The following is a 23181-nucleotide window of genomic DNA, read 5'->3' as shown; positions in this document are numbered from 1 at the left end:
ATAAACAAAACCCGGGCGAGTGATGAAGAAAAAAAAGGATACTAAACAGAAAATTCTTGAAGTCTCCTCCAGACTCTTTGCAAAATATGGCTTCAAAGAGACTACCATAGCCATGATATGCAAAGAGGCCGGAGTCAATATAGCTTCTGTTAACTATCATTTCGGTTCCAAAGAGAATCTCTACAAAGAGTCCTGGAGATATGCTTTTCAAAAGAGCCTGAAACTCTACTCTGAGGAAAAAAAACTCCCCCAAAACGCAACTGCCAAAGAGAAACTGAGGTTTAAAATCGCCTCTTTGATACGCCATATTTTTGACCCAGAAGCTCTAGATTTTGCGATTATGAATAAGGAGAGCGCAAATCCTACGGGACTTTTAAGAGAGATTCTTATAAAAGAGATACAGCCTGAACGTAAAGCTATGATGGAGATAATAGCCGAACTTCTTGGAGAAAAAGCAACAAAAGAGAATGTGAAGTTTTGCCATATGAGCGTAGTAGGGCAATGTTTTCATCTGCAGAAAGTAAAGAGCCTGATGAGCGAAAAGAGTATTAAATTTGAAGGAATAACCGAAGAAGAGATTCAAAGATATATAGATCATGTTTTAAAATTTTCGCTTGCAGGTATAGAAGCGGTGAAAAATGGCTAAATATCTCTCTTTTTTGGCGATACTTCTTCTGTTTGCCGGATGTTATGCAAAAAAAGAGCCTTTGCCGGGTGAAATTGCCGAAATCCAAAAAAATATGACAAATGCAGAGACCAAAAAGTGGTGGAAAGTATTCGAAGACGAGAACCTAAACCGGCTTTTAGAAGAGGCTCTTGCCGAAAACTTCAGTTTGAAATCGATAAGAAAAAAAATCTTACAGGCCGAAGCTCAATTGAAGAAGAGCAGGTCACCTCTTTTTCCGGCTATAGATGCAACGATCGGTGTTTCTAGAAGTTTTGTAAACGAAAGCGGATATTCTGATAGCGAAAACAGTTTTTCTCTGGGTGCGGCGGCAAAATATGAAGTTGATTTGTGGGGTAAAATAGATTCGCTTTCCAAAGCGGCAGGATTTGAGTATAAAGCAAGCAAAGAAGATTTTAAGGCTGCAAATGTAACTTTTACAAGCGAAATAGCAAAAAACTGGTACGGATATCTTTATCAAAGCAGCAGACTCAGACTGCTTGCCGAAAAAAGAGATATTGCCCGAAAAGAGCTTGAGACTCTGAAGAAGCGATTTGTATCTGCACAGGCTGATGTGTCGGATATTTTACAGCAAAAGAGTACGATCAAAGAGATAGACAAAGATATAGTTTTCTCCAAAAATGAAAAAAAGATATTTGCCACTGCTCTGAATGTTATGCTCTCAAAAAAGCCGGATGAAAAGCTTATCTTTAATGAGTCTGCTTTTCCGGATGTTCTCTCCGTAAAAACACCGAAAATTGAAATGTCAAAACTTATGCAAAGACCTGATATAAAATCTCTTTATTACAAACTGCAGGCTCAGGATGAAAGATACGCGGCAGCCATATCGGCACAATATCCCAGACTCGCTTTGAGTTCAAACATAAGCAGCTCCTCTTCCGGGCTGAATAATGTTTTTGACAACTGGTTTGCCTCCATAGCGGCATCTGCAGTGTCGCCGATTTTCGATGCGGGAGAAAGAAAAGCTGATGTAAAAGCTGCCCGTGCCAAGACCGAAGAGCTTCTTTTTAGGTACAAACAAGCACTTCTTGATGCTGCAAAAGAAGTTACGGATCTTTTGGAAAAGATAGAGTCACAGAAACAATATATAAAAATTTTGAAAAAACAAAAAGAGATTGCACAAAAAAATATAGAGTTTTATCGCAGCAGATATATTACTGGGCAGCAGGAATATAGAAGATATCTAAGTGCTCTTATGAGTTTTAAAAATCTAGAGGAAAAAGAGCTTAAAGCCAGTTATGAGCTTGCACTCTATTATATAGGTCTTTACAGAGCACTATCAACCGGATGGGAAGAGGACAAGGATAAAAAATGAGAGAGAAAAACAGGTTTCATTTAATTTTAAAAGTCGTTATTGTACTGGCCGTTGCCGGTTTGTCTTTGTATATATCCTACTACTGGATTACAAACAAACCAAAAGCCAGAAAAAGAGTGCATAAAATCGAGAAAAGAGCTCTTCTTGTGGAAACTATCAAACCCAAAATATCGGATTGTAATGTCAGACTTGAGATGTATGGAAAAGTTATACCATACAGAAGCCTTGAACTTACTTCAAGAGTCAGTTCCCAGATAACAAAGCTGAATTCACGTCTGATACCCGGTGAGATGTTTAAAAAAGGCGAAGTATTGATTGAGCTTGATACTGCAGATTTTATTCTTGCTGCAGCACAGAAAAAAGCCGATATTGCGAAGGCAGAGTATGAGTTGGAAGTGGAGCTGAACAGACAGAAGAGTGCAAAAAAAGAGTTTGAGCTTTTCGCAGAAGAGGTAAGCGAAAGAGAGAAGAGTTTTATCTATCGGATACCGCATATCAAAGCCGCAGAAGAAAAACTGGCAGCGGCAAAAGCAGCTTATAAGAAGGCATTGCTCGATATAGAAAGATGCACCATAAAAGCCCCCTTTGATTGTGTGATTTTAAGTGTAGACGTTGCCAAAGGAGAGGTAGTGAACAGTTCAAAAAGACTTCTTCTTCTTGCAAGAGCCGATCGGTTTTGGATAGATGTGACTTTGAGCCCGGAGAAGCTCAAATATATAGATATCCCCGGCTATAACAGTAAAAAAGGATCAGTCGCATCGGTAAGACACAGTTTCTGGCCGAAAACTGCAAAGAGTGTTTCGGTCAAAGTAATCTCATTGAAAAAAGAGGTAGATAATGGTAGTAAAATGGCAAATATTCTGCTTGAGGCAAAAGACCCTCTAGGAATCGAAACAGAAGGAGCGAAACTTCTTTTGAACTCGTTTGTCGAAGTGGAAATAGAAGGCAAAACAATCAAAGAGTGTGCAAAGATTCCGAGAGTTGCCCTAAGAGCGTCTGATACGATATGGGTATATACAAAAGAAAAACTGCTTGATATCAGGAAAACTGAAGTTTTATGGAAAGACAAAAAGTTTGCCTATATAAAAGCGAAAGATTTAAACGACGGCGAGATGGTAATAACAAGCAATATAGAGACACCGGTGGAAGGAATGAGACTGCGAAACTTTAAAGCTTTTTCGGCAAAAAAAAGAGAGCATAGATGAGAAAAACCGATAAAGATCTGTTTAAAGGTCCCATTGCCTGGATGGCGAGCCGTCCGGTTGCAGTAAATCTTGTTATGATGATTGCTATTATCGGCGGTCTTTTGATGATGGGGCATTTAAGACAGGAGGTTTTCCCCGATTTTGAAAGAGATGAGGTAAGAATAAGCGTCTCCTATCCGGGAGCAGGTCCCGAAGAGATAGAAAAAGGGATAATCCTTCCTATTGAAGAGGCGCTTAGTTCCGTAGACGGTATAAAAAGATATCGAAGTGTCGCTTTTGAGGGGAGGGCGTCTGTAAACGTAGAAGCCAGAAAAGGATATGAGCTTCAAAAACTGCAAAATGATATAGAAAATGCGATAAACAGAATAAGAACTTTTCCGGTTGATGCCGAAAAGCCGAAAATCAGCCAAAGAAGCTATGAAAAAAGGACAATGTCACTTGCGGTTTACGGGGATGCCGACAGACTGACTCTTTATAAAATAGCTCAAAGACTCAAAGAAATTCTCTTGCACGATTCCGTTATCTCCAAGGTGGATATATACGGTGTATCGCCTTTACAGATAAGTATAGAGATAGATGAAGAGCATCTTAGAAAATACTCTCTTACCCAGGGATTCATCGCCAAAAAAATTAGGGATAATTCGCTTGATCTGCCCGCTGGAAGTATAAAGACTCAGCGTGGAGAGATAATAGTAAGATTAAAACAGAGAAGAGAAAAGCCCATAGAGTTTGAAAATATTCCTATCATTACAACAAAAGAGGGCAACTCTGTTTTTTTAAAAGAGATAGCGGTAATAAAAGAAGCTTTTGAGGATGAGGACTATTTTGCTCTGTTTGACGGAAAACCTGCAATAAGGATAGAGATAAGAAATTCCCAGGATATATCTCCCATAAAAATCTCTGAGAGCGTTAAAGAAAAAGTAGAGAGTTTCAGGCAGACACTTCCTGAGACGGTTGATGTGAAGATATTGACGGACGAGGCCTCCGTCTTCAAAGACAGGGTGGATCTTATTTTGAAAAACAGTGCGATAGGGCTGGTACTGGTACTTCTGGCTTTGTCTATTTTCCTTGAAATAAGACTCGCTTTTTGGGTAATGATGGGTATACCTATATCTTTTCTAGGCGCATTTCTGTTTTTCCCTTATCTGGATGTATCTATCAGTATGGTATCGCTTTTTGCCTTTATAATAGCTCTTGGTATAGTAGTTGATGATGCGATAGTTGTGGGAGAAAATGTTTATCATTACAGAGAAAAAGGCTATTCTCCTCTTGCCGCTGCAATAAAGGGCGCACGCGAGATGGCGGTACCGGTCTCTTTCAGTATTCTGACCAATATTGTAGCGTTTTTACCTATCTATTTTATCCCCGGGGTGACGGGCAAAATTTTTCAAGTTATACCGGTAGTTGTCATAACAGTATTTTTAATTTCTTGGTTTGAAGCTCTTTTTATATTGCCGGCACACCTTGCGGGGGTGAAAAACAGTGTCAAAAACAGACTTCTTCTCTGGATACACAATAACCAGCAAAAATTCAGCAAAACATTCAGGGCATGGGTGAGATTCAAATTTGGTCCGTTTTTGTCATTGATATTAAGAAACAGGTATATTACTCTAATCATTGCCATATCTATTTTGGGAGTTACACTCTCTTACGCATTTAGCGGTAGAATGGGTATGCAGATATTTCCGCGAACCGAGTCGGATTATGCCAAGGCAATTGTAAAGATGCCTTTTGGAACACCTGCCGAAAAGACAAAAGAGGTTGTTGAAAGATTGATAAAGAGTGCCCAAAAAGTGGCCGAAGAGACAGGAAAAAAAGATATCTATCTGAAAGGAATCTATGCAAGGGTCGGCAGAAGCGGAAGTCATCTTGCAGAAGTGAGAGTATATCTTGCACCGCCTGATATAAGAGAGGAGATCCTCTCTACTGCAGGATTTGTCAAAAAATGGAGAAAACTCACAGGCGAGATTGCCGGTGTGGATGTTTTACAGTTTTTTTCTGATGCCGGAGGTCCGGGACACGGCCCGTCGCTGACTATTGAGCTCAGTCATCCCGATATGGAGGTACTAAAAATTGCCAGTCGCTCTTTGGCACGCGAACTGGAGAAATACCCCAGAGTCTTTGATATTTCAGATGGGTTTGCGCCGGGCAAAGAGCAAATAAATTTCAGACTAACACCTTTGGCATATGCTCTCGGATTTGATGCAAATCAGATAGCCCGCGAGATCAGAAACAGACTATACGGCGCTGAAGCCAGAAGAATCCTGATAGGGCCAAATGAGGTAAAAATTATGTCAAAAATGCCTCTTGATGAGAGGAGATATGAATACTATTTTGACAATATGATGCTTTATACGAAAGACGGAAAAGAGGTTGCACTAAAAGACCTGATCATTCCTGAGTGGGGACACGCATATACTGAAATTGTCAGACAGAACGGAAGAAGAGTCATAACGGTAGAAGCCAATGTGAAACCAAGAAGCAAAGCTCTTGAGATACTAAACGATCTGAAAGAGGGCAAACTTAAAGAATTGACAAACAGATATCACGGCTTGACATACAGTTTTGAAGGTAATCAGTCTGAAATGAGGGAAAGTCTCAGTACACTGAAGACCACTTTCATTCTTTCCATATTTGCCATATATACTCTTTTGGCTATTCCTTTTAGAAGCTATCTTCAGCCGCTTATCGTAATGGCAAGTATTCCTTTTGGGATAATAGGTGCAATTTTAGGGCATCTGGTAATGGGATACAGTCTCAGTGTAATAAGCCTTTTTGGCATAGTCGCCCTTTGCGGAATAGTAGTAAACGACTCTTTGATAATGGTGAAGTTTGCAAACGACTACAAAGAAAAATTTAATGTTAGTATGTTCAGAGTTGCAAAAGAGGCAGCTTTGCAGCGTTTTAGACCCGTTTTGCTTACAACTATAACAACATTTGGCGGGCTTATGCCTATGATATTTGAAACTTCAAGGCAGGCAAAAGTGCTGATACCGATGGCTCTCTCATTGGGGTTCGGTATACTTTTCGCTACGTTTATAACGCTTCTTCTTGTTCCTTCGCTATATCTTATAGTTGAAGATATAAAAAAACTCAAAGGATAAAATTTGGCATTTTTCAAGTCTGTGTCCAAGAAAGAGAGACTATATTCAAAATCCCAGCAGATACTTGCAGAAGAGATATCAAAAAGGCTCAGGCTTAAAGGGGATGAAAATGTGCTCGATATAGGTTCGGGCAACGGAAAGATAACATATCTTATAGCTTTGAAGACTCCAACAGGTTCCGTTTTGGGGATAGATATAGACAAAGAGGCTGTGGAAAGTGCAAAAAAACTTTTCTACAGTGAAAAAAATCTTGAATTTAGGCAGATGGATGTAAAAAATATCCAAACTAAGTTAAAATTTGATGCGGTATATTCCAATGCAGTTTTTCATTGGATAGATGATCATTTTACAGCTGTAAAAAATATATCCGAGGTAATGAAAGAAAATGGCAGACTCTATATAACGATGGGTGCTAAGGGAAATGCAAAAGAGATATTTGAAACTATGCAAGAAGTGATTCAAACAGGATACAAAGAGCAGTTTGCCGATTTCGTATCGCCTTATAACTATGCATCTGCAGTGGAGTTTGAAGAGATTTTGAAAAGAAATGCTTTGTTTCCCAAAAGAGTAGGGTATATGGAAAAAAAGATAAATTTTGGCAGCAAAGAGATGTTCAAAGGCTGGATCTCTACCGCATTCAGGTCTTTTGTAGAGAAGTCCGGTAAAAACAGAGAAAAGTTTCTTGAAGATTTTGTAGAACTTTTTTTGAAAAAATATCCGCAAAAAGATGGTTCAGATATATCAGTGAATATGAAAAGACTTGAAATAGAGGCTTTTAAAAACTCAAAGAAACAGTTTTAAGTATGTGAATTAATAACTATTTTCATTAAGTTATAATAATTTCTAAAATACAATACCCTAAATCGTTTGTCAGACCGGCAAAAACATGGAGAATGAATGGATATAAAAAAAAGAGTTTTGTCTCTTCTGATTGTTTGTTTCTCTTTTTTTATTGTTCATGATTTCGTTTTTGACATGATTGATTCTTGTCAGGACTGTGTAGTTTGCCAAATTGAACCAAAAAAACAGAATCTGGATGTTTCGTGTCAGATACATGCTGATATTCACCAAATAGCTTTTATTTTGGAAAATTGTAATATCTCTCTTTCAGATATGGAAAAAGAGATTATCTTCTCATTCAGCGAAAATTACAAGTTTGAATTTTATTCAAATATTTATCATCCTCCAGCAGCATAATCTTCTTTCAGTCTTTTAATCGTTACTGTGCTTTCATCGCACTTACATACTTTTTAATTTTTTCGGAGTATTTTATATGAACAGAATATATTTAATATTTATAGCATCTGCGATAAGTGTTTATGCTGTTATATTGCCTTCCTCTGTGCAGTTTTCACCGCAAGAGTGTATGAAGTACAGCTATTCGCATTCGGGAGGTCAACTTCACTCCAGTTTCAAAAACTCAATGGAAAAAAAGAAGAGGGCTAAGGAGCTAGCAATTGTTACGAAAAATGAGGTTGAAAATTTTATAAAAAAGAAAATGCCAAATTTGCAGATAAAAAAGATAAAACTATCAACAATCAGATGCAGTGTAGTCTACAAGGTAATAGCGGAGAATAAAGTGATTTTTGTAGATGCCGGAGAACTGAAAATATTGGGACAAAGGGGAAAAAAATGAGAATTATTATGATTTTATCATTTCTTTTTTCGCTAGCTTTTGCGAAAGTTGCGGGACTTAAAGAGATAATGGAAAAATTTGAAAAAACACATCCGGCTGCTGTTGCCATACAAAAAGAGATCAAACTTTTACAAACCAAGACCAAACTGTCTATTGTACGTGATCCTGCTGAATTTAGAGCCTCATCTGCATATGCCGAAGAAAATAGCGGTATAAGCGGAAAAGAGTACTATTTTGAATTAAATCAGCAGTTCTTGGTGCCAAATGTTAAAAAATCATTAAAAAATAGTGCGTTATCGGGTGTTGAAGCGAGGATTTTAAATCTTAAATTTGATTTTTTAAAACTCAAATATTCAATAAAAAATTTATATAAGCAGACATGCCTGAACAGAAAAATATATAAATTAAGAACTGAAAATCTTTTTGAACTGGAAGGGTTTTACAAAAAGATGCAAAAGGCGTATAAGCTTGGGGAAGTCTCTAAAAAAGATATTTTGGCTCTTGAAATGGAAAAGAGAAAAGCTTTTGTAGAAGTTCAGTCTGCTAAAAACGATATGACTGAGTCCTTTTTGAATCTTAAAAAACTTCTATCTTCTACTGAAATTGAGTTTGATGAAATTCTTTGTGAAGAGGGGAGTATTAAAATAGAAGATATAAATTATGAGCCTGAAAAAATAGTTGAAAACTCTCCAGATATTTTGTCATATAAGGCATATATCAAAAAACTGCAGGCCAGACTCAGAGGATATGAAAGTACTATAGAGAGATTTGATGTCTCTATGGAGTACAGTGACGAGCTTGGTACAAAAAGATATCTGGTGGGAGTAGGAATTCCTTTGAACTTCAGCAGTTCAAAACGACAACTGGAGAAAAAAGCTATTATGGAGTCTATCAGTCTGAAACGTACAGAGCTCGAAAATCTTGTTGCTTCAAAAAAGGCTGCCGCTATGCAGCTTTTGACAAGATTGAAAAATGTAGTGAATAACTACAAAACTACTAAAAAACTTGAAGATGGAGCAAGAGAGCTGACAAGCTTGACTCTCAAGAGTTATCTTGCAGGAGAGAGCTCTTTACTAGAACTTTTGATATCCAAAAGAGAGCTGATCAATCTTCAGATAGAGACTCTCAATTTTAAAAAGAGATATTTTGAGACACTTTTTGAATTATATAAGACTATTGGATTTAGGGAGGATATATAAATGATAAAAAAAATATTACTGGTATGCGTATCTTTTTTTATTTTATCAGCAAATGAAGCAATCAAAATGACAAAAGAGGAGATGTTAAACTGGCATATAAAAACCGAAAAACCGAATCTTAGCGGATATATTCCGATAGGTGAGTATCTGGGAGTGGTAAAAGCTCCTCCTTCTATGTTATATACTGTATCGCTTCCGTTCTCGGCTCTGGTTGTAAATCTAAAAACCTACAAATACGAAAGTGTCAAAAAAGGCGAGGTATTGGCCGAAGTAACAGGCAGCGAATGGATAGAGGCTCAAAAAGATCTGCTCTCTTTATCAATTGAGCTGGCAAAAAGAGAAGCTCAGTACAAAATAAAATCTGTTTTATGTGAAGAGGGAATTGTGCCTCAAAAAGTTTGTATTGCATTGAAAGCCGATAAGGAAGCGGTTTTGAATGATCTGAAAAGCAAAAAGAGTCTCCTGGAGCTTTTCGGTGCGGAGAAAGATGAGATAGATGATATCATCAAAAAGGGTGTGATTAAAAAAACAGTAGATATAAAAGCTCCCATAAGCGGTGTTGTTGATAAAATATTTGTAAATACCGGAACCACATTGGAATCTACTAAACCTCTTTTAACTCTCGTATCAACAAAAGAGAAAGTAATGGATATCGATTTGCCGGTCAAGGTTGCAAAATTGTTGAAAGTAGGCGATAAGTTATCTGTGAAAACGAAAGAAAGTGTAATTGAGACGCGAGTTTTGCAAAAAGCACAGATACTCAATCTTTCAAACCAGTCACAAAGAGTAAGACTCGCACTCCCCTCCAACATATCTTGGCCACTTGATTTAAAGTTGTCCGTAAAGCTTGAAGTTGCAAAAAAGAGTTTGAAAATATCTAAAATATCCGTAGTCAGGATACCCGAAGGTTATCTTGTGTTTAAAAAAGATGGCAATCTATTTAAACCGGTCAGGATAAATATTTTAGCAGAAACAAAAGAGAACTTTTTCTTTGCACCAAGTGAAGAAATAAAAGCGGTTGACGAAATAGTTGTGGAAGGGGCTGCAGTATTGAAAGGTATGATGGAGGGAAATGATGGTTGACGCTCTTATAAAATTTTCCCTTTCGCAGCGACTCTTCATCCTTCTTCTGGCGCTGGTAGTTTTAGGGTTTGGGATAAAGTCGTATAAAGAGCTGCCTATCGACGCTTTTCCGGATATTTCACCTACACAGGTGAAAATAATTATAAAATCGAGCGGTATGACGCCCGGGGAAGTGGAATCAAGGATAACTACTCCTATAGAGCTTGAGATGCTGGGCATCCCTAAAGAGAGAATTTTGCGTTCTATTTCAAAGTACGGTCTTTGCGATATAACTATCGATTTTGAAGAGGGAACCGATATATACTGGGCAAGACAGCAGGTCAGTGAAAGACTGAATGCCATAAAAGATGAGCTGCCCAAAAATATCGAAGGGGGACTTGCTCCTATAAGTACGCCGCTTAGTGACATCCTGATGTTTACAATAGAGTCTGATAAGCTCTCTTTGATGGAGAAAAGATCTATTCTTGACTGGGTTATAGCTCCAAAAATAAGAAGTATAAGCGGAGTAGCAGAAGTCAACTCTCTTGGTGGATTTGTCAAAACATATCAGGTTACGCCAAAACTCAAACAGCTTGAAGCGTATGGTATAAGTATGGATACTCTATACCGTGCTCTGGATGAAAACAATATAAATGATGGCGCGGGAAGAGTGACGGTAGGCCCAGAGAGTCTGTATGTCAGAAGCGTAGGACGGATTAAAGATATTGACGATATTAAAAGCAGGCCTGTTATCAATATAGATGGAAAGGTTGTGACGGTAGGCGATATAGCTGATGTGAGCATAGGACATCTGACCAGAGCAGGTTTTGTAACAAAAGACGGTAAAGGCGAAGCTGTAGAGGGGATAGTTTTGTCTTTGAAAGGCGCCAATGCGGCCAAGGTTCTGGAGAATGTAAAAAAAGAGCTTAAAAAGATAGAAAAAGTGCTTCCTGAAGGCACTTCCATAAAGATACTGTATGATCGTTCCGAACTTGTCGATATCGCTACACATACTGTTAAAAAAGCACTTATTGAGGCAGTCATACTTATCGTGGTAATTCTTCTTCTGATGCTTGGCAATATCGCTTCTGCGGTATCGGTTGCACTGATTTTGCCTTTTGCTCTGTTGATGAGCTTTATCGCTATGAAGATGTTCGGACTCAGTGCAAACCTTATGAGTCTCGGCGGCCTTGCCATAGCTGTAGGTATGCTGGTCGATTCGGCAGTGGTAATGGTGGAGCATATAACTGCGGAACTTGGAAATCCGAAACGTATGAACAGACCGAAACTGGAAATTATTCTGGTTGCGGCAAAAGAGGTAGCTCCTTCCATAGTAACGGGGGTTTTGATAATCATCATAGTCTTTATGCCTCTTTTGACACTTGAAGGTCTTGAAGGAAAACTTTTCAAACCTGTTGCATTAAGTATTGTATTTGCACTTTTCAGTTCGCTTGTACTGGCTTTGACCCTGATACCGGTCATAAGTTATCTGATATTAAAAATCAGACCGGATAAAGAGTCTTTTGTGATGAGAGTGCTTTTGAAACTCTACAGACCTGTTTTGACAGGTGCTATCAGGCATCAGTGGATTGTTTTTGTATCTGCCGTTATGTTGATGGCAGGAGCGGTTTATATGGCAGCAAATGTCGGAAAGACATTTATGCCTACCATGGATGAGGGAAGTATAATCATAGGAATCGAAAAAATTCCTTCGGTAAGTCTTGATGAGAGCAAGGAGATGGATCTGAAAATCCAGCAAAAGATACTCCAAAGAGTTCCTGAAGTTGTATCCATAGTAGCAAGAACCGGAAGTGATGAACTGGGTCTTGACCCTATGGGGCTCAATGATACTGATACTTTTTTGGTTCTGAAGCCGAAAGAGGAGTGGAGAAAACAGGATAAAGAGTGGTTGATTCATGAGCTTAGAAAAGTTCTTGAAGAGTTTCCGGGAATTGAGTATAGCTTTACTCAGCCTATTGAGATGAGAGTATCGGAGATGCTTACCGGAGTCAGAGGAGATGTTGCCATAAATATTTACGGCAGTGATCAAGACAAACTTGAAGAGATAGGAAAAAAGATCAAAACTCTCCTTGAAAAGATACCTGGAAGTACGGATATTTACAAAAAGGCAAACGAAGGTGTAGAATATCTTGAGCTTACATTTAATCAAAAAATGCTTGGCTTGTATAATATAACAGAAACAGAAATTGCAGCATATCTGAAAACTCTTGTTGACGGTATAAAAATAGGTATAATTCAGGAGGGTATGAGAAGGATAGATCTTGTTATAAAAGGAGAAAACTCCGTTCAGCGTTCAATTTCTGCACTTAAAAAACTGAACTATACATTACCAAACGGCAACACCATTCCTTTGTCCCAACTGGTAGAGTTCAGGCAGACCAGCGGACCGGTGCAGATAGAGCATGAAAACGGTCTTAGAAAGACGGTGGTTCAAAGTAATGTGGAAGGCAGAGATCTTGTTGGATTTGTTGATGATATCAAAAAAGCTGTGGAAAATGAGATAAAACTTCCGGCCGGATACTATATAGAGTATGGCGGAGAGTTTGAAAATCAGCAAAGAGCGGCAAAAAGATTGATGCTGATAGTTCCTATATCCGTTTTTATGATATTTATTTTGCTGTTTATGTCATTCAAATCCATAACACAGGCACTTTTAGTGCTTGTAAACATTCCTCTGGCGCTTGTGGGAGGAGTTGCAGGGCTCTACTTTAGTGGGGAATATCTATCGGTACCTGCATCAGTCGGATTTATAGCGCTTTTGGGTATAGCGATACTTAACGGTGTTGTAATGGTAAACTATTTCAACCAGCTTGTTTTGAACGGAATGGAGATTAAAGAGGCTGTCATAACCGGAGCAATGAGAAGGCTAAGACCTGTTTTAATGACAGCACTCATAGCAGCTTTTGGACTTTTGCCGCTTCTGTTTTCAACAGGTCCTGGTTCTGAGATACAAAGGCCTTTGGCGATAGTTGTTATAAATGGTCTTGGAAGTTCTACTACGTTGACACTTCTTATCTTACCTATTCTTTATATGAGATTTGTGAAAGGTTTAAATAGATAACTCTTTGATCCGCCACAGCAAGATGCTGTGGACGGACCGTTTTGTAATCTATCCCGCTGTTACATCTTTGCATCTTTTTTTGAAGTACTCTTTGTCTGCTTTACATAAAGGGCATTTGTTTGGAGCTTTTTTGCCTCTGTGGACATGGCCGCAAACTTCGCAGACCCACTCTTCTTCGTCATCACTTTCAAAAAATCCTTCTGCTTCAAGTGCGGCTTTTAGGGCAAGATATTCCGCTTCATGCTCCACTTCAACTTTACCGATTGCCGTAAAAAGCCTTGCTATATCTTTGAAATTCTCATCTTTTGCAATAGATGCAAAATTTGGATACATCTCTTCATGTTCATATCTTTCACCGTCTGCAGCGTATTGAAGATTTTTTCTTGTTGTATCGAGTTCAATATCGTGCACAAGTTTATTGTAAGCTTTAAATTCAGCCATTGCGTGATATTTTTCGTTATCAGCAGCTTCTTGGAAAAATCTTGCAATTTTGTGAAGACCTTCATTCCTAGCAACTTCTGCAAAAAACTCATATTTGTTTCTAGCCTGTGATTCACCCGCAAACGCTTTCATTAAATTTACCGCTGTAAGATTTTCGGTAATGCATTCCATTTCCTCTCCACAACATACCAATGTACCGCCGCCTACCTTTTGTACTTCCACTTCATTGCCGCATTTGTTGCATCTGTAAGTTTCATATTGTCTCATACTGTTCCTTTAAAAGTATTTCTGATTTAGCAAAATTTATGCTTATCAGATTTTATCAAATGATTATTACATAATAATTCTTATAAGAAAATTATTTTCCTTTGCTTTCGATATGTTTTTTAAATTTAACCTCTATGGTTTCAATAATTTCAGGTGCGAATACTGATTTTTTACTTGATGTCAGATAAGATATAGTTGCTGTAACCGCAGCAAAATGTGCCGCTTCTATTCCGAAAAGTTCTGCCGCAAGTATTATGGCTGCAATAGGAGAGTTTGTGGAACCGGCGAGTATGGAAACAAAACCCAAAGCAGCATAAAGAGGTATATTTGCATCAGTAAAATGGGCGAAAAAATTTCCGGCAGTCGCTCCAATAAAAAAGATGGGAGTTACAAATCCTCCGCTGCCGCCAAATCCCAGTGTAATAGATGTAAATAGAGTTTTCAAAAGAGGATCGTACCAATGAAAAGTACTTGAAGCCGAAAAAGCGGCATTTATACTTTCAAGTCCAAGACCCAGATATTTTTCTCCAAAAAGAAGTATCATGAAAATTAAAATAATCCCGCCAATTACTCCTTTAAAAAATGGATTTGCTATATTTTTTTTCGCAAAAATGTTAGTTAAATTCATTGCGGCAATTACAACATATGATACGATACCGAAAAAAAGACCTGCTAAAACTGCTTTTATAAGATTTAACAGTTCCCAAAGATCAGGTACAAGACCTATAAAAATCGGATGATAGATATATTCCACATTCAGAATATGCATACTCCAATATGCAACGAAACTTGATACAAAAGAGGGTACAAGCACTCTGTATAGTATTTTGCCGGCAAAAAGCGCTTCAAGTGCAAAAAAACCTGCTGCTATCGGAGCACCGAAAACGACAGCAAAACCTGCACTTACTCCTGCAATTATGATAACAATTCTTTCTGCATGTCCTACATGCATAATTTTTGCCACAATGAGCGAAAAAAATGCTCCCATCTGTGCTGCCGGAGCCTCTTTACCGGCAGAACCGCCAAAAGTTATAGTTAAATAAGTAGCCAATTGTTTTATAAAAAAAGAGAAAATATTGAGCTTTTTATCGTTATATACAGCTGAACGAACCATCTCTTCTGTTCCGTCTCCCGCTGCCTCTTTAAAAGTTTTGTGGATTATCAGTGATGAGAGTCCCATTATAAATGGCAGGAGTATATAAAGATTGAAGTTAAAAGGATTGTTTATATTTGCAAAGTCTATTGCAAGTTCTAGTAGTATCAGAGCTGAGCCTACACCAAAACCAACCAAAAGACCTATAAAAACAGATAAGAAACTCCATTTGACTATATCTGAAGATGTTTTGTAGAAAATACGGGAATTTTCTATTGCTTTGTCAAAAAATTTGTTTTTAAGTTTTAACCACTCTTTTTTCATTCTGTTTCAAAATGCACAATTACCGGTGCATGGTCGCTGGGCGTAGGGCTTCGCCTTCTTCTTGTCCACATATCCACTTCGATTTTTTTGCAAAGTTTCGATAACGGAGGAGATGCAAGTATATAGTCTATTCTCATCCCTTCATCTCTCCAAACTGCTGCATTTCGGTAATCCCACCAGGTAAAACCGTGAGAGTTGGGATGAAATTTTCTATACAGATCTACAAGACCGATGGATAAAAATTTCTCAAAAGCTTCTCTCTCATCATCCATAAATCCGATGGTACCTCTTAAAAGTTCCGGTTCCCAAACGTCAATATCATCTCTTGCCACATTCATATCGCCTGCAACGCAGACCATATCTTTTTCCAGTGAAAAGTTATTTTTTATATAGTTTCCCAGATATTCGAAAAATCTTAGTTTGTATTCGTGTTTTACTCCTTCGATTTCACCGTGGGGAGCATATATATTTAATATATTGATACCGTTTATTTTGGCTCTTATAAATCTTTTTTCTCTGTCCATCTTTTCATCGCCAAAACCTTTTTGTACCTCTTCAAAAGGGAATTTTGAGCATATTGCTACACCGTTGTAGGCTTTTTGACCGAATACTTCGCATTTGTATCCTAGATTTTCAAAATCTTCGTACGGAAAGTTTTCATCTGTGCATTTAAGTTCCTGAAAGCAAAGAACATCAATCGATACTTTTTCGTTAAGCCATCTGATGATAAGCTCTTTTCTCGCTTTTATTGAGTTGACGTTAAATGTGGCTATTTTCATTTTTATTCTCATTATTTTTCAAAGATTCTATAATAACTCTGTTGAATTCTGCATCGTCAGCAGTGAACTCCTCTTTTTTCTTTTTGGGTTTTTTAAACTCCAGATAGAGTCCTCCGAAAACGAGTATTATTACAGCAGCAATAACTGAGATTCTTGAAACGGTATCCAGACTCATTTTAGAGGTTCCCTTTATTTAAAATGTTCCAAAAGTTTAGGATAGATTGATGCACAAAGTTCCATATTTTCCGGAAAACTTCCTGATAATTCTATAACGGAAGCTTTTTTTACTCTTATATTAAGATTTCTACATTTTGTTAGTGTACCGATCATTTCGGAAAAATCCGGTTCATGTCCGATAACAGCAATAGTGTCGAATTCAAGATAGTTTTTAATAGCAAGCTGAAGATCCAGAATATCGGATCCAGGGTTTAAAAGAGAGTTTGTTATAAATTTTGCGTTTGGAAACTGTTCATATAAAATATCTGCAGTTTGAAGCGCTCTTGTCGCTTTTGATGTTATTATCACTTCTACATCATAAATTTTTGGCAGTTTTTTGAAAAACTCTTCCGCTTTTTTTGCCCCCTTTTCACTTAAAGGTCTTAAAAGATCATCTTTGTGCCACTCAAATCTTTCAAGAGCTTTTGCATGCCTTATGAAAAGAAGTCTCATATCTCTTTTCCCGGTTTGATCTCTTCGAACTCTATATTTTTTATCTCTATCTTTATCTCCATATCTATCTTTTTATCTTCTACTTTTTTGTTTATGATAAAATGGCTCTTTTTTGGAATAAAAGAGAGTTGCGATACGATAAGTTCCGCTTTGTCAAATCCCGGGTTTTTTCTGTATTTCAATTCAAATCCGACTTTTGAAAAAGGTAGTGTAAAATCTCCAAATCTCTCTTCTTCAAGAGGTTTTGAATAGAAGTGCATTTTTAAAATACCTCTAAATTTTTCATCTCTTTCTTTATCTATTCCGTAATTGAAAAGATTCCATATCTCCAGACCTGCTATAAGATACCACTGTTGTGCTGCATAGTCAAGAAGAGTTTTTTTGGCAAAAAATTTTTTATCTCCCGTAATAAAAGGTTGTGCGTCTATATTTGTAAATGCAGAGGGGTTTGTCCACACATAGGTCTCATTGTTATGTTTTACAAATATACCTGCAAATTTTGAAGAGAGACTTGTCTGTCTAGGTTCGGTTCTTCCAAAAAGATTTGAGCCGATATAACCCGGGAAAAGTGTTATAGAAAAATTGTTTGGCAGAGTTTTAAAATAGCTGTGATATTCTATAAACCCTTTAGTCTTTTTTATGGTATAAGTGATGTCGATAACTTCATGATTACCTAAATTTACGACTTTTCCATTTTTTATACCCTTGAACTCTACCTTTTTCCTGTCTACTGAAAAATCTATACCAAATCTCTTTTTTCGAATACCGTTTCTAACATCTATTGTATATGAAGCTTTTTTGATATAGTATTTTTTCCCGTCATATATCAAAGGATAGAGAGAACTGTTGTTGTCTGTTTTGATAGGAAGTGCAAGGTATAGATAATGGTTGGCGTTTTTTCCAAATATATGCGTCGCCTTTCTCCATACATTGGTATCTGCAGAACAGAGTATTGTAGAAAACAGTATAACAGTAATAAATGTGACAAATTTTAAACTTTTCACTATATCAGCCTTTAAAAAATTTTTATTATGAATTATACAGGTAAAGCATAATTTTGTAAATAAAATTTTTAAAATTCAAAAAGTTATATAACCAACATTGCATCACCGTAACTGTAAAATCTATATTTTTTTTCAATAGCAAGTCTGTAAAGTTGCAGAGTTTTTTCAACTCCTATAAAAGCGGCTACGAGCATGATAAGAGTAGATTTGGGCAGGTGAAAATTTGTAAGAAGATGATTTACCCTTATAGGAGGGTTTAGAGGATGCAAAAAGAGATCGCACTCTCCAAACGGGTTTTTTGTCCTTGCGTAGTATTCTACTGTCCTTGTCACCGTAGTTCCCACAGCCAGTATTTTAGCGTTTGAATCTATAATTTTTTGTGTATCGGCGGGTATTTCATAATATTCCGAATGCATTTTATGCTCTGTTATAAATTCAGTTTCTACAGGCTTGAATGTTCCGGCTCCTACATGAAGCGTTACAAAATGTATATTGAACTCTTTTTTTATTCTTTGAAAAAGCGCTTTTGTGAAATGAAGCGATGCGGTAGGAGCTGCTACCGCTCCTTCTGTTTTGGCAAATACTGGCTGATAGTTTTTTTCATCCTCTTTCATATCGGCTCTGTCTATGTATGGCGGTAGCGGGATATGTCCTATTTTTTCAAGAATATGCACTAAGGAGGAGAAGTCTAATTCCGATAAATTTTTATAAAACTTTACAATTCTGCTGCCATCTTTTTCCAAAGATACCACATCTGCGATAAGCTTCTCATCAAAAATCAGTTTTGTTCCGGGTTTTACTTTTCCTTTTATAAAAACGGAAAAGAGATTATCTTTCAAAGGTCTGTTCAAAAGAAGCTCTATCTTGCCGCCTGTCTCTTTTTTTCCGAAAATTCTGGCTTTAATCACTTTTGTGTTGTTAAAAATAAAATGAGTATCTTTGGGCAGAAATTCGACAATATCTTTAAAAAGAGCGTGTGTGACTCTGTCTGTTTTTCTCTCATAAACAAGAAGTTTAGCCCTGTCGGCAGGATGGACAGGATGTTTTGCTATAAGTTCTGAAGGGAGCTTATAGTCATAGCTTTCTACTCTGAGAGGATCAAGCATCAGCGGCTTTCTGCTCTTTTTCTTCTTCCTCCTCTTCCTCTTCTTTAGCAGGGTTTACGATTTTTGCAATAAGGATGGAAACACCGTAAAGAAGTATCAACGGCCCTGCCATTAAAAGCTGGGAAAGTACATCAGGAGGGGTCAAAAGAGCTGCGATAACGAAAATGATTAAAATTGCATATTTAAAAAATGATTTTAGACTTTCGTCAGTTACGAGTCCAAGAAGTGCCAGGAAAAAAGTTATAACGGGAAGCTCAAACGACAGACCGAAACCGAACATTAGCTTTGTAAAAAAGCCAACATATTCCCCGATGCTTGGAAGTGCGGTAAAAAGTTGGCTTCCGAAGTTGATCAGATAACCGAAACCAAACGGAAAGACTATGTAGTATGCAAAAAGTGCTCCGGAAATGAACATGATTGTTGCAGATATTACAAATGGAAGAACAAATTTTTTTTCGTGTTCATATAGTCCGGGAGCTATAAAAAGCCAAAGTTGCCAGAAAATTACAGGTAAAGATAAAATCAGTGCAGCAAAAAAAGATACTTTGAGTGCAGTAAAAAATGCTTCTCCCACTTTTGTGAAAATAACATTGCTGCCCGCCGGTAAAACATCTTTCAAAGGTGTTATCATCCAGTCAAGAATCTGTTCCCAAAAACCAAAACATACAAAAAACATTACAAGAACGGTTAAAATGGAAATGAGTAGTCTTTTTCTAAGTTCGGCCAGATGCGGTTTTAACTCTTCAAACATTTACTTTATCCTTATCATCAAGGTCTGTTTTTTTAAAATCTACAACTTCTCTTTCAATCTCTTTATCTTCAAGACCCTTTTGAATCTCTTTTACTTCATCTTTGATTTCTTTTAATTCACTCAGAGCTTTCAGTTCTTCTATCTCTTGAGTGGCACTTGTCAGTTTTTTCTTATACTGGGACGCTTCTTCTTTGAGCTCTGATATCTTTATCTCTTCTTCTAGTGAAGATTTGGCATCGTTTATTGCTCTTTTTACACTTTTGAAAAACTTGGCCATATCTATGAGAAAATTGGGCAGTTTTTCAGGCCCCAAAAAGACAATGGCAATAATTGCAATCATAAGGATTTCGGTAAAGCCCATTCCAAACATAGCCAACCTTTTAAAAAAATATCGGTGAGTTTAAGTCGAAAAACTTTTTTGGGCAGTTTTTCTTGAATCCGGTTCATACAATCTTGATAAACGGACTCAAATTTTACACTAAAAGATATTAAACCCGAATTATGCACTAATTCAATACAAAAAGTGAAATCTCATCAGCCAAAAAATAGTTGTTGTTGTAATATATCCCGTTTTTTTCAAAAATTTTTCCGTTTTTTACAAGAATTTCAAACTTTTCAATCTGCTCTTTTTTCAAAACTTTTCTGTTTACGCCGACTATGCTTCTTAATCCAAGAAAAATTTTTTCCGTAATGATATCTTGTTCCGTTAATATTTCTGTATCTGTTTTCAGAGGATTTTTTATATATTCTTCCGGACTTTTTGAAGGATAAAATCTTCTGTTTTTCAAAAAACCGACCGCACCGCTTCCTATACCGATATAATCTTTGTATCTCCAGTAGCCAAGGTTATGCTTGGATCTGTATTTTCCGAAGTTTGAAATCTCATACTGCTCAAATCCTCTTTTTTTTATCTCATCCGCAAACCAGAATGCAATATTTTCTTCATCTTTTTGCACCTGCGGAGTTTTTGAAAAAGGTGTCCCTTCCTCTATTGTAAGTGAATATGCACTAAGATGGTTTATAGGAAGAGAAAATGCAATCTCTATATCTTTTTGCAACAGCTCTTTACTGTCCATTGCAGTTGCGTAGATCAGATCTAAAGATATATTGTAAAATCCTGCTTCTTTTGCATTATAGATAGCGTTGACCGCCTGTTTTGAACTGTGTGTTCTTCCCAAAAACTTCAGTTTTTTGTCATTAAAGCTCTGTACACCGAAACTTATCCTGTTTACTCCCAAAGAGCGTATCCCTTTTAGCCACTCTTGTTTGGCACTGTTTGGATTTGCTTCAATTGTAATCTCTATATCTTTTTTTAGATATGGCAAGAGTGTTTCAAAAAACTTTTCGTAAAATGAAACTTCCACGGTAGATGGGGTTCCTCCCCCGATAAAAACTGTTTCAATGGAATTTTTTTTCACATTAAATCTTTCTATCTCGTATATAAGCTGTTTTTTTACAGCTTCAAAATATTCCTTTTTTAGATAAGTTTTTTCCACATACGAGTTAAAACTGCAGTAGTGGCACTTACTGTCGCAAAAAGGTATATGCAAGTATAAAAGCAACCATTTATCCTTTTTTAAATAGATTTGGGATATTATATCACTCATTGAAAAGAGTGGGGTATGACAGGAGATGAGAATTGAGTTTTCGTACTCACTTCTCACCTCTTGCAATCTGCCCCGGAAAGAGGGGAAATGAGCGAGGAAAAAAGGTATCGGCCCAACGTCGCAGCGATAATATTGTCAGCAAAATATCCGGAAAAAGTGGAATTTTTTATTGCGTCAAGAAACGATGTAGCCGGTGCCTGGCAGTTTCCTCAGGGTGGTATAGATGAAGGGGAGAGTCCAAGAGAAGCACTTTTCAGGGAACTCAAAGAAGAGATCGGCACGGATGAAATAGAGATAATTGCCGAATATCCCGGCTGGGTCAGCTACGACTTTCCAAAAATGATAGCCAAGAAGATGTATCCGTATGACGGGCAGAAACAGAAATATTTTTTAGTCAGACTCAAACCGGGTGCAAAAATAAACCTCAAGACGAAAGAGCCCGAATTTATCGAATACAAATTTGTGCCATATCATAAAATTTTTCGCTATATAACATATTTTAAAAGACCGATATACAAAAAAGTTCTTGAATATTTCAGAAAAGAAGGATATATTTGAGTGAATGAGTGTGAGTGAAACCGATCACGAATCACCAATCACCAATTACGAATCACGAATTACGAATTACCAAAAACGGAGAAGGTATGCTTATCGTTCAAAAATACGGAGGAACAAGCGTAGGAACCCTTGAAAGGATAGAGAACGTAGCAAAAAGGGTTGCCAAAACAAGAGCCCAGGGCAACGATGTGGTTGTCGTAGTATCAGCAATGAGCGGGGAAACAAACAAACTTATAGAATATGCGAAACATTTCAGCCCGACTCCGAGCAGAAGAGATATGGATCTGCTGCTCAGTTCCGGAGAGAGAGTTACATCCGCTCTGCTTTCTATCGCTTTGAATGAGATGGGGTATCCTACTGTTGCAATGACCGGCAGACAGGCGGGAATCGTCACGGATGAGGCGCATACGACCGCAAGGATAGAAAAAATTGATCCAAAACCTATAGAAAATGCCGTAAAAGAAGGCAAAATCGTAGTAGTTGCCGGTTTTCAAGGGATTACAAAAGATGGAAAAGTTACTACGCTGGGGCGCGGAGGAAGCGACCTCACCGCTGTTGCTATAGCCGGAGCGCTTGGAGCGGGCAGATGTGAAATATATTCCGATGTTGACGGCGTCTATACTACAGACCCAAGAATCGAGCCCAGAGCAAAAAAGCTTGAAAAAATCAGTTATGACGAAATGTTAGAGCTTGCCAGTCTCGGTGCCAAAGTTTTACAAAACCGGTCAGTAGAACTTGCAAAAAAACTAGGTGTTATCATAGAAGCCAAAAGCAGTTTCAACGAGAATCCGGGAACTATAATAACAAAGGAAGAGGATATTATGGAAAAGCCACTTGTCAGCGGAATTGCACTCGATAAAAATCAGGCACGTGTGAGTCTTAGAGGTGTAAAAGACAGGCCTGGTATTGCTGCGGAGCTGTTTAAAGCTCTTGCAGGCGAAAATATAAATGTAGACATGATAGTTCAAACCATAGGGCATGATGGAAAGACAAACCTTGATTTTACTGTGCCCCAAAGTGAATTAGAACGCGCAAAACAGGTAATGGAACAGTTTAAAGAGGATTATGAGTCTGTTGATTATGACAGCAATATAGCTAAAGTATCAATTGTAGGCGTAGGTATGAAATCTCACAGCGGAGTAGCTTCAAAAGCATTTGAGACTTTGGCTCAGGAAAATATCAATATAATGATGATCAGCACAAGTGAGATAAAAATCTCCATGATTATCGATGAAAAATACAGTGAATTGGCGGTAAGAGCATTGCATAGGGCTTATGAGTTGGACAAATAGCC

22 protein-coding genes are annotated in these 23181 nt (G+C 37.5%); 12 read left to right on the top strand and 10 right to left on the bottom strand.

Annotated features, from left to right (window positions below):
- Positions 1-22: 22 nt before the first annotated feature.
- The 10 genes from EPR_RS06135 (at position 23) to EPR_RS06090 (ending at position 13288) form a co-directional block, all read left to right on the top strand.
- Complete coding sequence (locus tag EPR_RS06135) at positions 23-646, top strand: TetR/AcrR family transcriptional regulator (RefSeq protein WP_200762371.1); 624 nt, start codon at positions 23-25, stop codon at positions 644-646.
- Positions 639-2000, top strand: coding sequence for a TolC family protein (locus tag EPR_RS06130; protein WP_200762370.1), 1362 nt, complete (start codon positions 639-641; stop codon positions 1998-2000). The genes EPR_RS06135 and EPR_RS06130 overlap by 8 nt, the downstream gene beginning before the upstream one ends.
- Positions 1997-3205 (top strand): efflux RND transporter periplasmic adaptor subunit, encoded by a 1209-nt coding sequence (locus EPR_RS06125; protein ID WP_200762369.1) that lies wholly within the window; start codon positions 1997-1999, stop codon positions 3203-3205. The genes EPR_RS06130 and EPR_RS06125 overlap by 4 nt, the downstream gene beginning before the upstream one ends.
- The gene (locus EPR_RS06120; protein WP_200762368.1) at positions 3202-6309 is read left to right on the top strand and encodes an efflux RND transporter permease subunit; all 3108 of its coding nucleotides are present in this window, start codon (positions 3202-3204) and stop codon (positions 6307-6309) included. The genes EPR_RS06125 and EPR_RS06120 overlap by 4 nt, the downstream gene beginning before the upstream one ends.
- Positions 6310-6312: 3 nt before the next feature.
- Positions 6313-7110: a class I SAM-dependent methyltransferase gene (locus EPR_RS06115; RefSeq protein WP_200762367.1), complete on the top strand. Its 798-nt coding sequence runs from the start codon at positions 6313-6315 to the stop codon at positions 7108-7110.
- Between the two features lie 96 nt (positions 7111-7206).
- The gene (locus EPR_RS06110) at positions 7207-7506 is read left to right on the top strand and encodes a hypothetical protein (protein WP_200762366.1); all 300 of its coding nucleotides are present in this window, start codon (positions 7207-7209) and stop codon (positions 7504-7506) included.
- Between the two features lie 76 nt (positions 7507-7582).
- Positions 7583-7945 (top strand): hypothetical protein, encoded by a 363-nt coding sequence (locus tag EPR_RS06105; protein ID WP_200762365.1) that lies wholly within the window; start codon positions 7583-7585, stop codon positions 7943-7945.
- Positions 7942-9144, top strand: coding sequence for a TolC family protein (locus tag EPR_RS06100; protein WP_200762364.1), 1203 nt, complete (start codon positions 7942-7944; stop codon positions 9142-9144). The genes EPR_RS06105 and EPR_RS06100 overlap by 4 nt, the downstream gene beginning before the upstream one ends.
- Positions 9145-10227, top strand: coding sequence for an efflux RND transporter periplasmic adaptor subunit (locus tag EPR_RS06095; RefSeq protein WP_200762363.1), 1083 nt, complete (start codon positions 9145-9147; stop codon positions 10225-10227).
- A complete protein-coding gene (locus tag EPR_RS06090) occupies positions 10220-13288 on the top strand; it encodes an efflux RND transporter permease subunit (protein ID WP_200764185.1) in 3069 nt (1022 codons plus the stop codon). Before EPR_RS06095 ends, EPR_RS06090 begins: the two co-directional genes overlap by 8 nt.
- A 48-nt stretch (positions 13289-13336) precedes the next feature.
- On the opposite strand, the gene EPR_RS06085 is transcribed toward EPR_RS06090, so the two are convergent.
- The 10 genes from EPR_RS06085 to hemW form a co-directional block, all read right to left on the bottom strand.
- Positions 13337-13996, bottom strand: a complete 660-nt coding sequence (locus EPR_RS06085; RefSeq protein ID WP_200762362.1) for a ferritin family protein — start codon at positions 13994-13996, stop codon at positions 13337-13339.
- A 91-nt stretch (positions 13997-14087) separates the two neighbouring features.
- Positions 14088-15413, bottom strand: coding sequence for a chloride channel protein (locus EPR_RS06080; protein WP_200762361.1), 1326 nt, complete (start codon positions 15411-15413; stop codon positions 14088-14090).
- On the bottom strand, positions 15410-16192 hold the full coding sequence (gene xth, locus EPR_RS06075) for an exodeoxyribonuclease III (protein WP_200762360.1): 783 nt from the start codon (positions 16190-16192) through the stop codon (positions 15410-15412). Before xth ends, EPR_RS06080 begins: the two co-directional genes overlap by 4 nt.
- Entirely contained in the window at positions 16173-16367 is a 195-nt protein-coding gene (locus EPR_RS06070; protein WP_200762359.1) for a hypothetical protein, read from the bottom strand. The genes xth and EPR_RS06070 overlap by 20 nt, the downstream gene beginning before the upstream one ends.
- Positions 16368-16381: 14 nt before the next feature.
- The gene (locus tag EPR_RS06065; protein WP_200762358.1) at positions 16382-16861 is read right to left on the bottom strand and encodes a SixA phosphatase family protein; all 480 of its coding nucleotides are present in this window, start codon (positions 16859-16861) and stop codon (positions 16382-16384) included.
- On the bottom strand, positions 16858-17865 hold the full coding sequence (locus EPR_RS06060) for a hypothetical protein (protein ID WP_200762357.1): 1008 nt from the start codon (positions 17863-17865) through the stop codon (positions 16858-16860). Before EPR_RS06060 ends, EPR_RS06065 begins: the two co-directional genes overlap by 4 nt.
- Positions 17866-17948: 83 nt before the next feature.
- Positions 17949-18971, bottom strand: coding sequence for a tRNA preQ1(34) S-adenosylmethionine ribosyltransferase-isomerase QueA (gene queA / locus EPR_RS06055; protein WP_200762356.1), 1023 nt, complete (start codon positions 18969-18971; stop codon positions 17949-17951).
- A complete protein-coding gene (tatC, locus tag EPR_RS06050) occupies positions 18964-19722 on the bottom strand; it encodes a twin-arginine translocase subunit TatC (protein ID WP_200762355.1) in 759 nt (252 codons plus the stop codon). Before tatC ends, queA begins: the two co-directional genes overlap by 8 nt.
- Entirely contained in the window at positions 19715-20092 is a 378-nt protein-coding gene (tatB, locus tag EPR_RS06045; protein WP_200762354.1) for a Sec-independent protein translocase protein TatB, read from the bottom strand. Before tatB ends, tatC begins: the two co-directional genes overlap by 8 nt.
- Positions 20093-20228: 136 nt before the next feature.
- Positions 20229-21284 carry a radical SAM family heme chaperone HemW gene (gene hemW / locus EPR_RS06040; RefSeq protein ID WP_234697092.1) on the bottom strand — a complete coding sequence of 352 codons (1056 nt, stop codon included), beginning with the start codon at positions 21282-21284 and terminating at the stop codon, positions 20229-20231.
- Positions 21285-21416: 132 nt separating this feature from the next.
- Between hemW and EPR_RS06035 the strand changes: the two genes are divergently transcribed.
- The gene (locus tag EPR_RS06035) at positions 21417-21887 is read left to right on the top strand and encodes an RNA pyrophosphohydrolase (protein WP_200762353.1); all 471 of its coding nucleotides are present in this window, start codon (positions 21417-21419) and stop codon (positions 21885-21887) included.
- An 86-nt stretch (positions 21888-21973) separates the two neighbouring features.
- Positions 21974-23179 (top strand): aspartate kinase, encoded by a 1206-nt coding sequence (locus tag EPR_RS06030; protein WP_200762352.1) that lies wholly within the window; start codon positions 21974-21976, stop codon positions 23177-23179.
- Positions 23180-23181: the final 2 nt, after the last annotated feature.

The sequence above is a fragment of the Nitrosophilus alvini genome, from assembly GCF_015100395.1.
GTDB classification, from domain to species: domain Bacteria; phylum Campylobacterota; class Campylobacteria; order Campylobacterales; family Nitratiruptoraceae; genus Nitrosophilus; species Nitrosophilus alvini.
The sequence above is the reverse complement of the archived record's forward strand: the minus strand, read 5'-3'. Positions and strand labels throughout refer to the sequence as shown.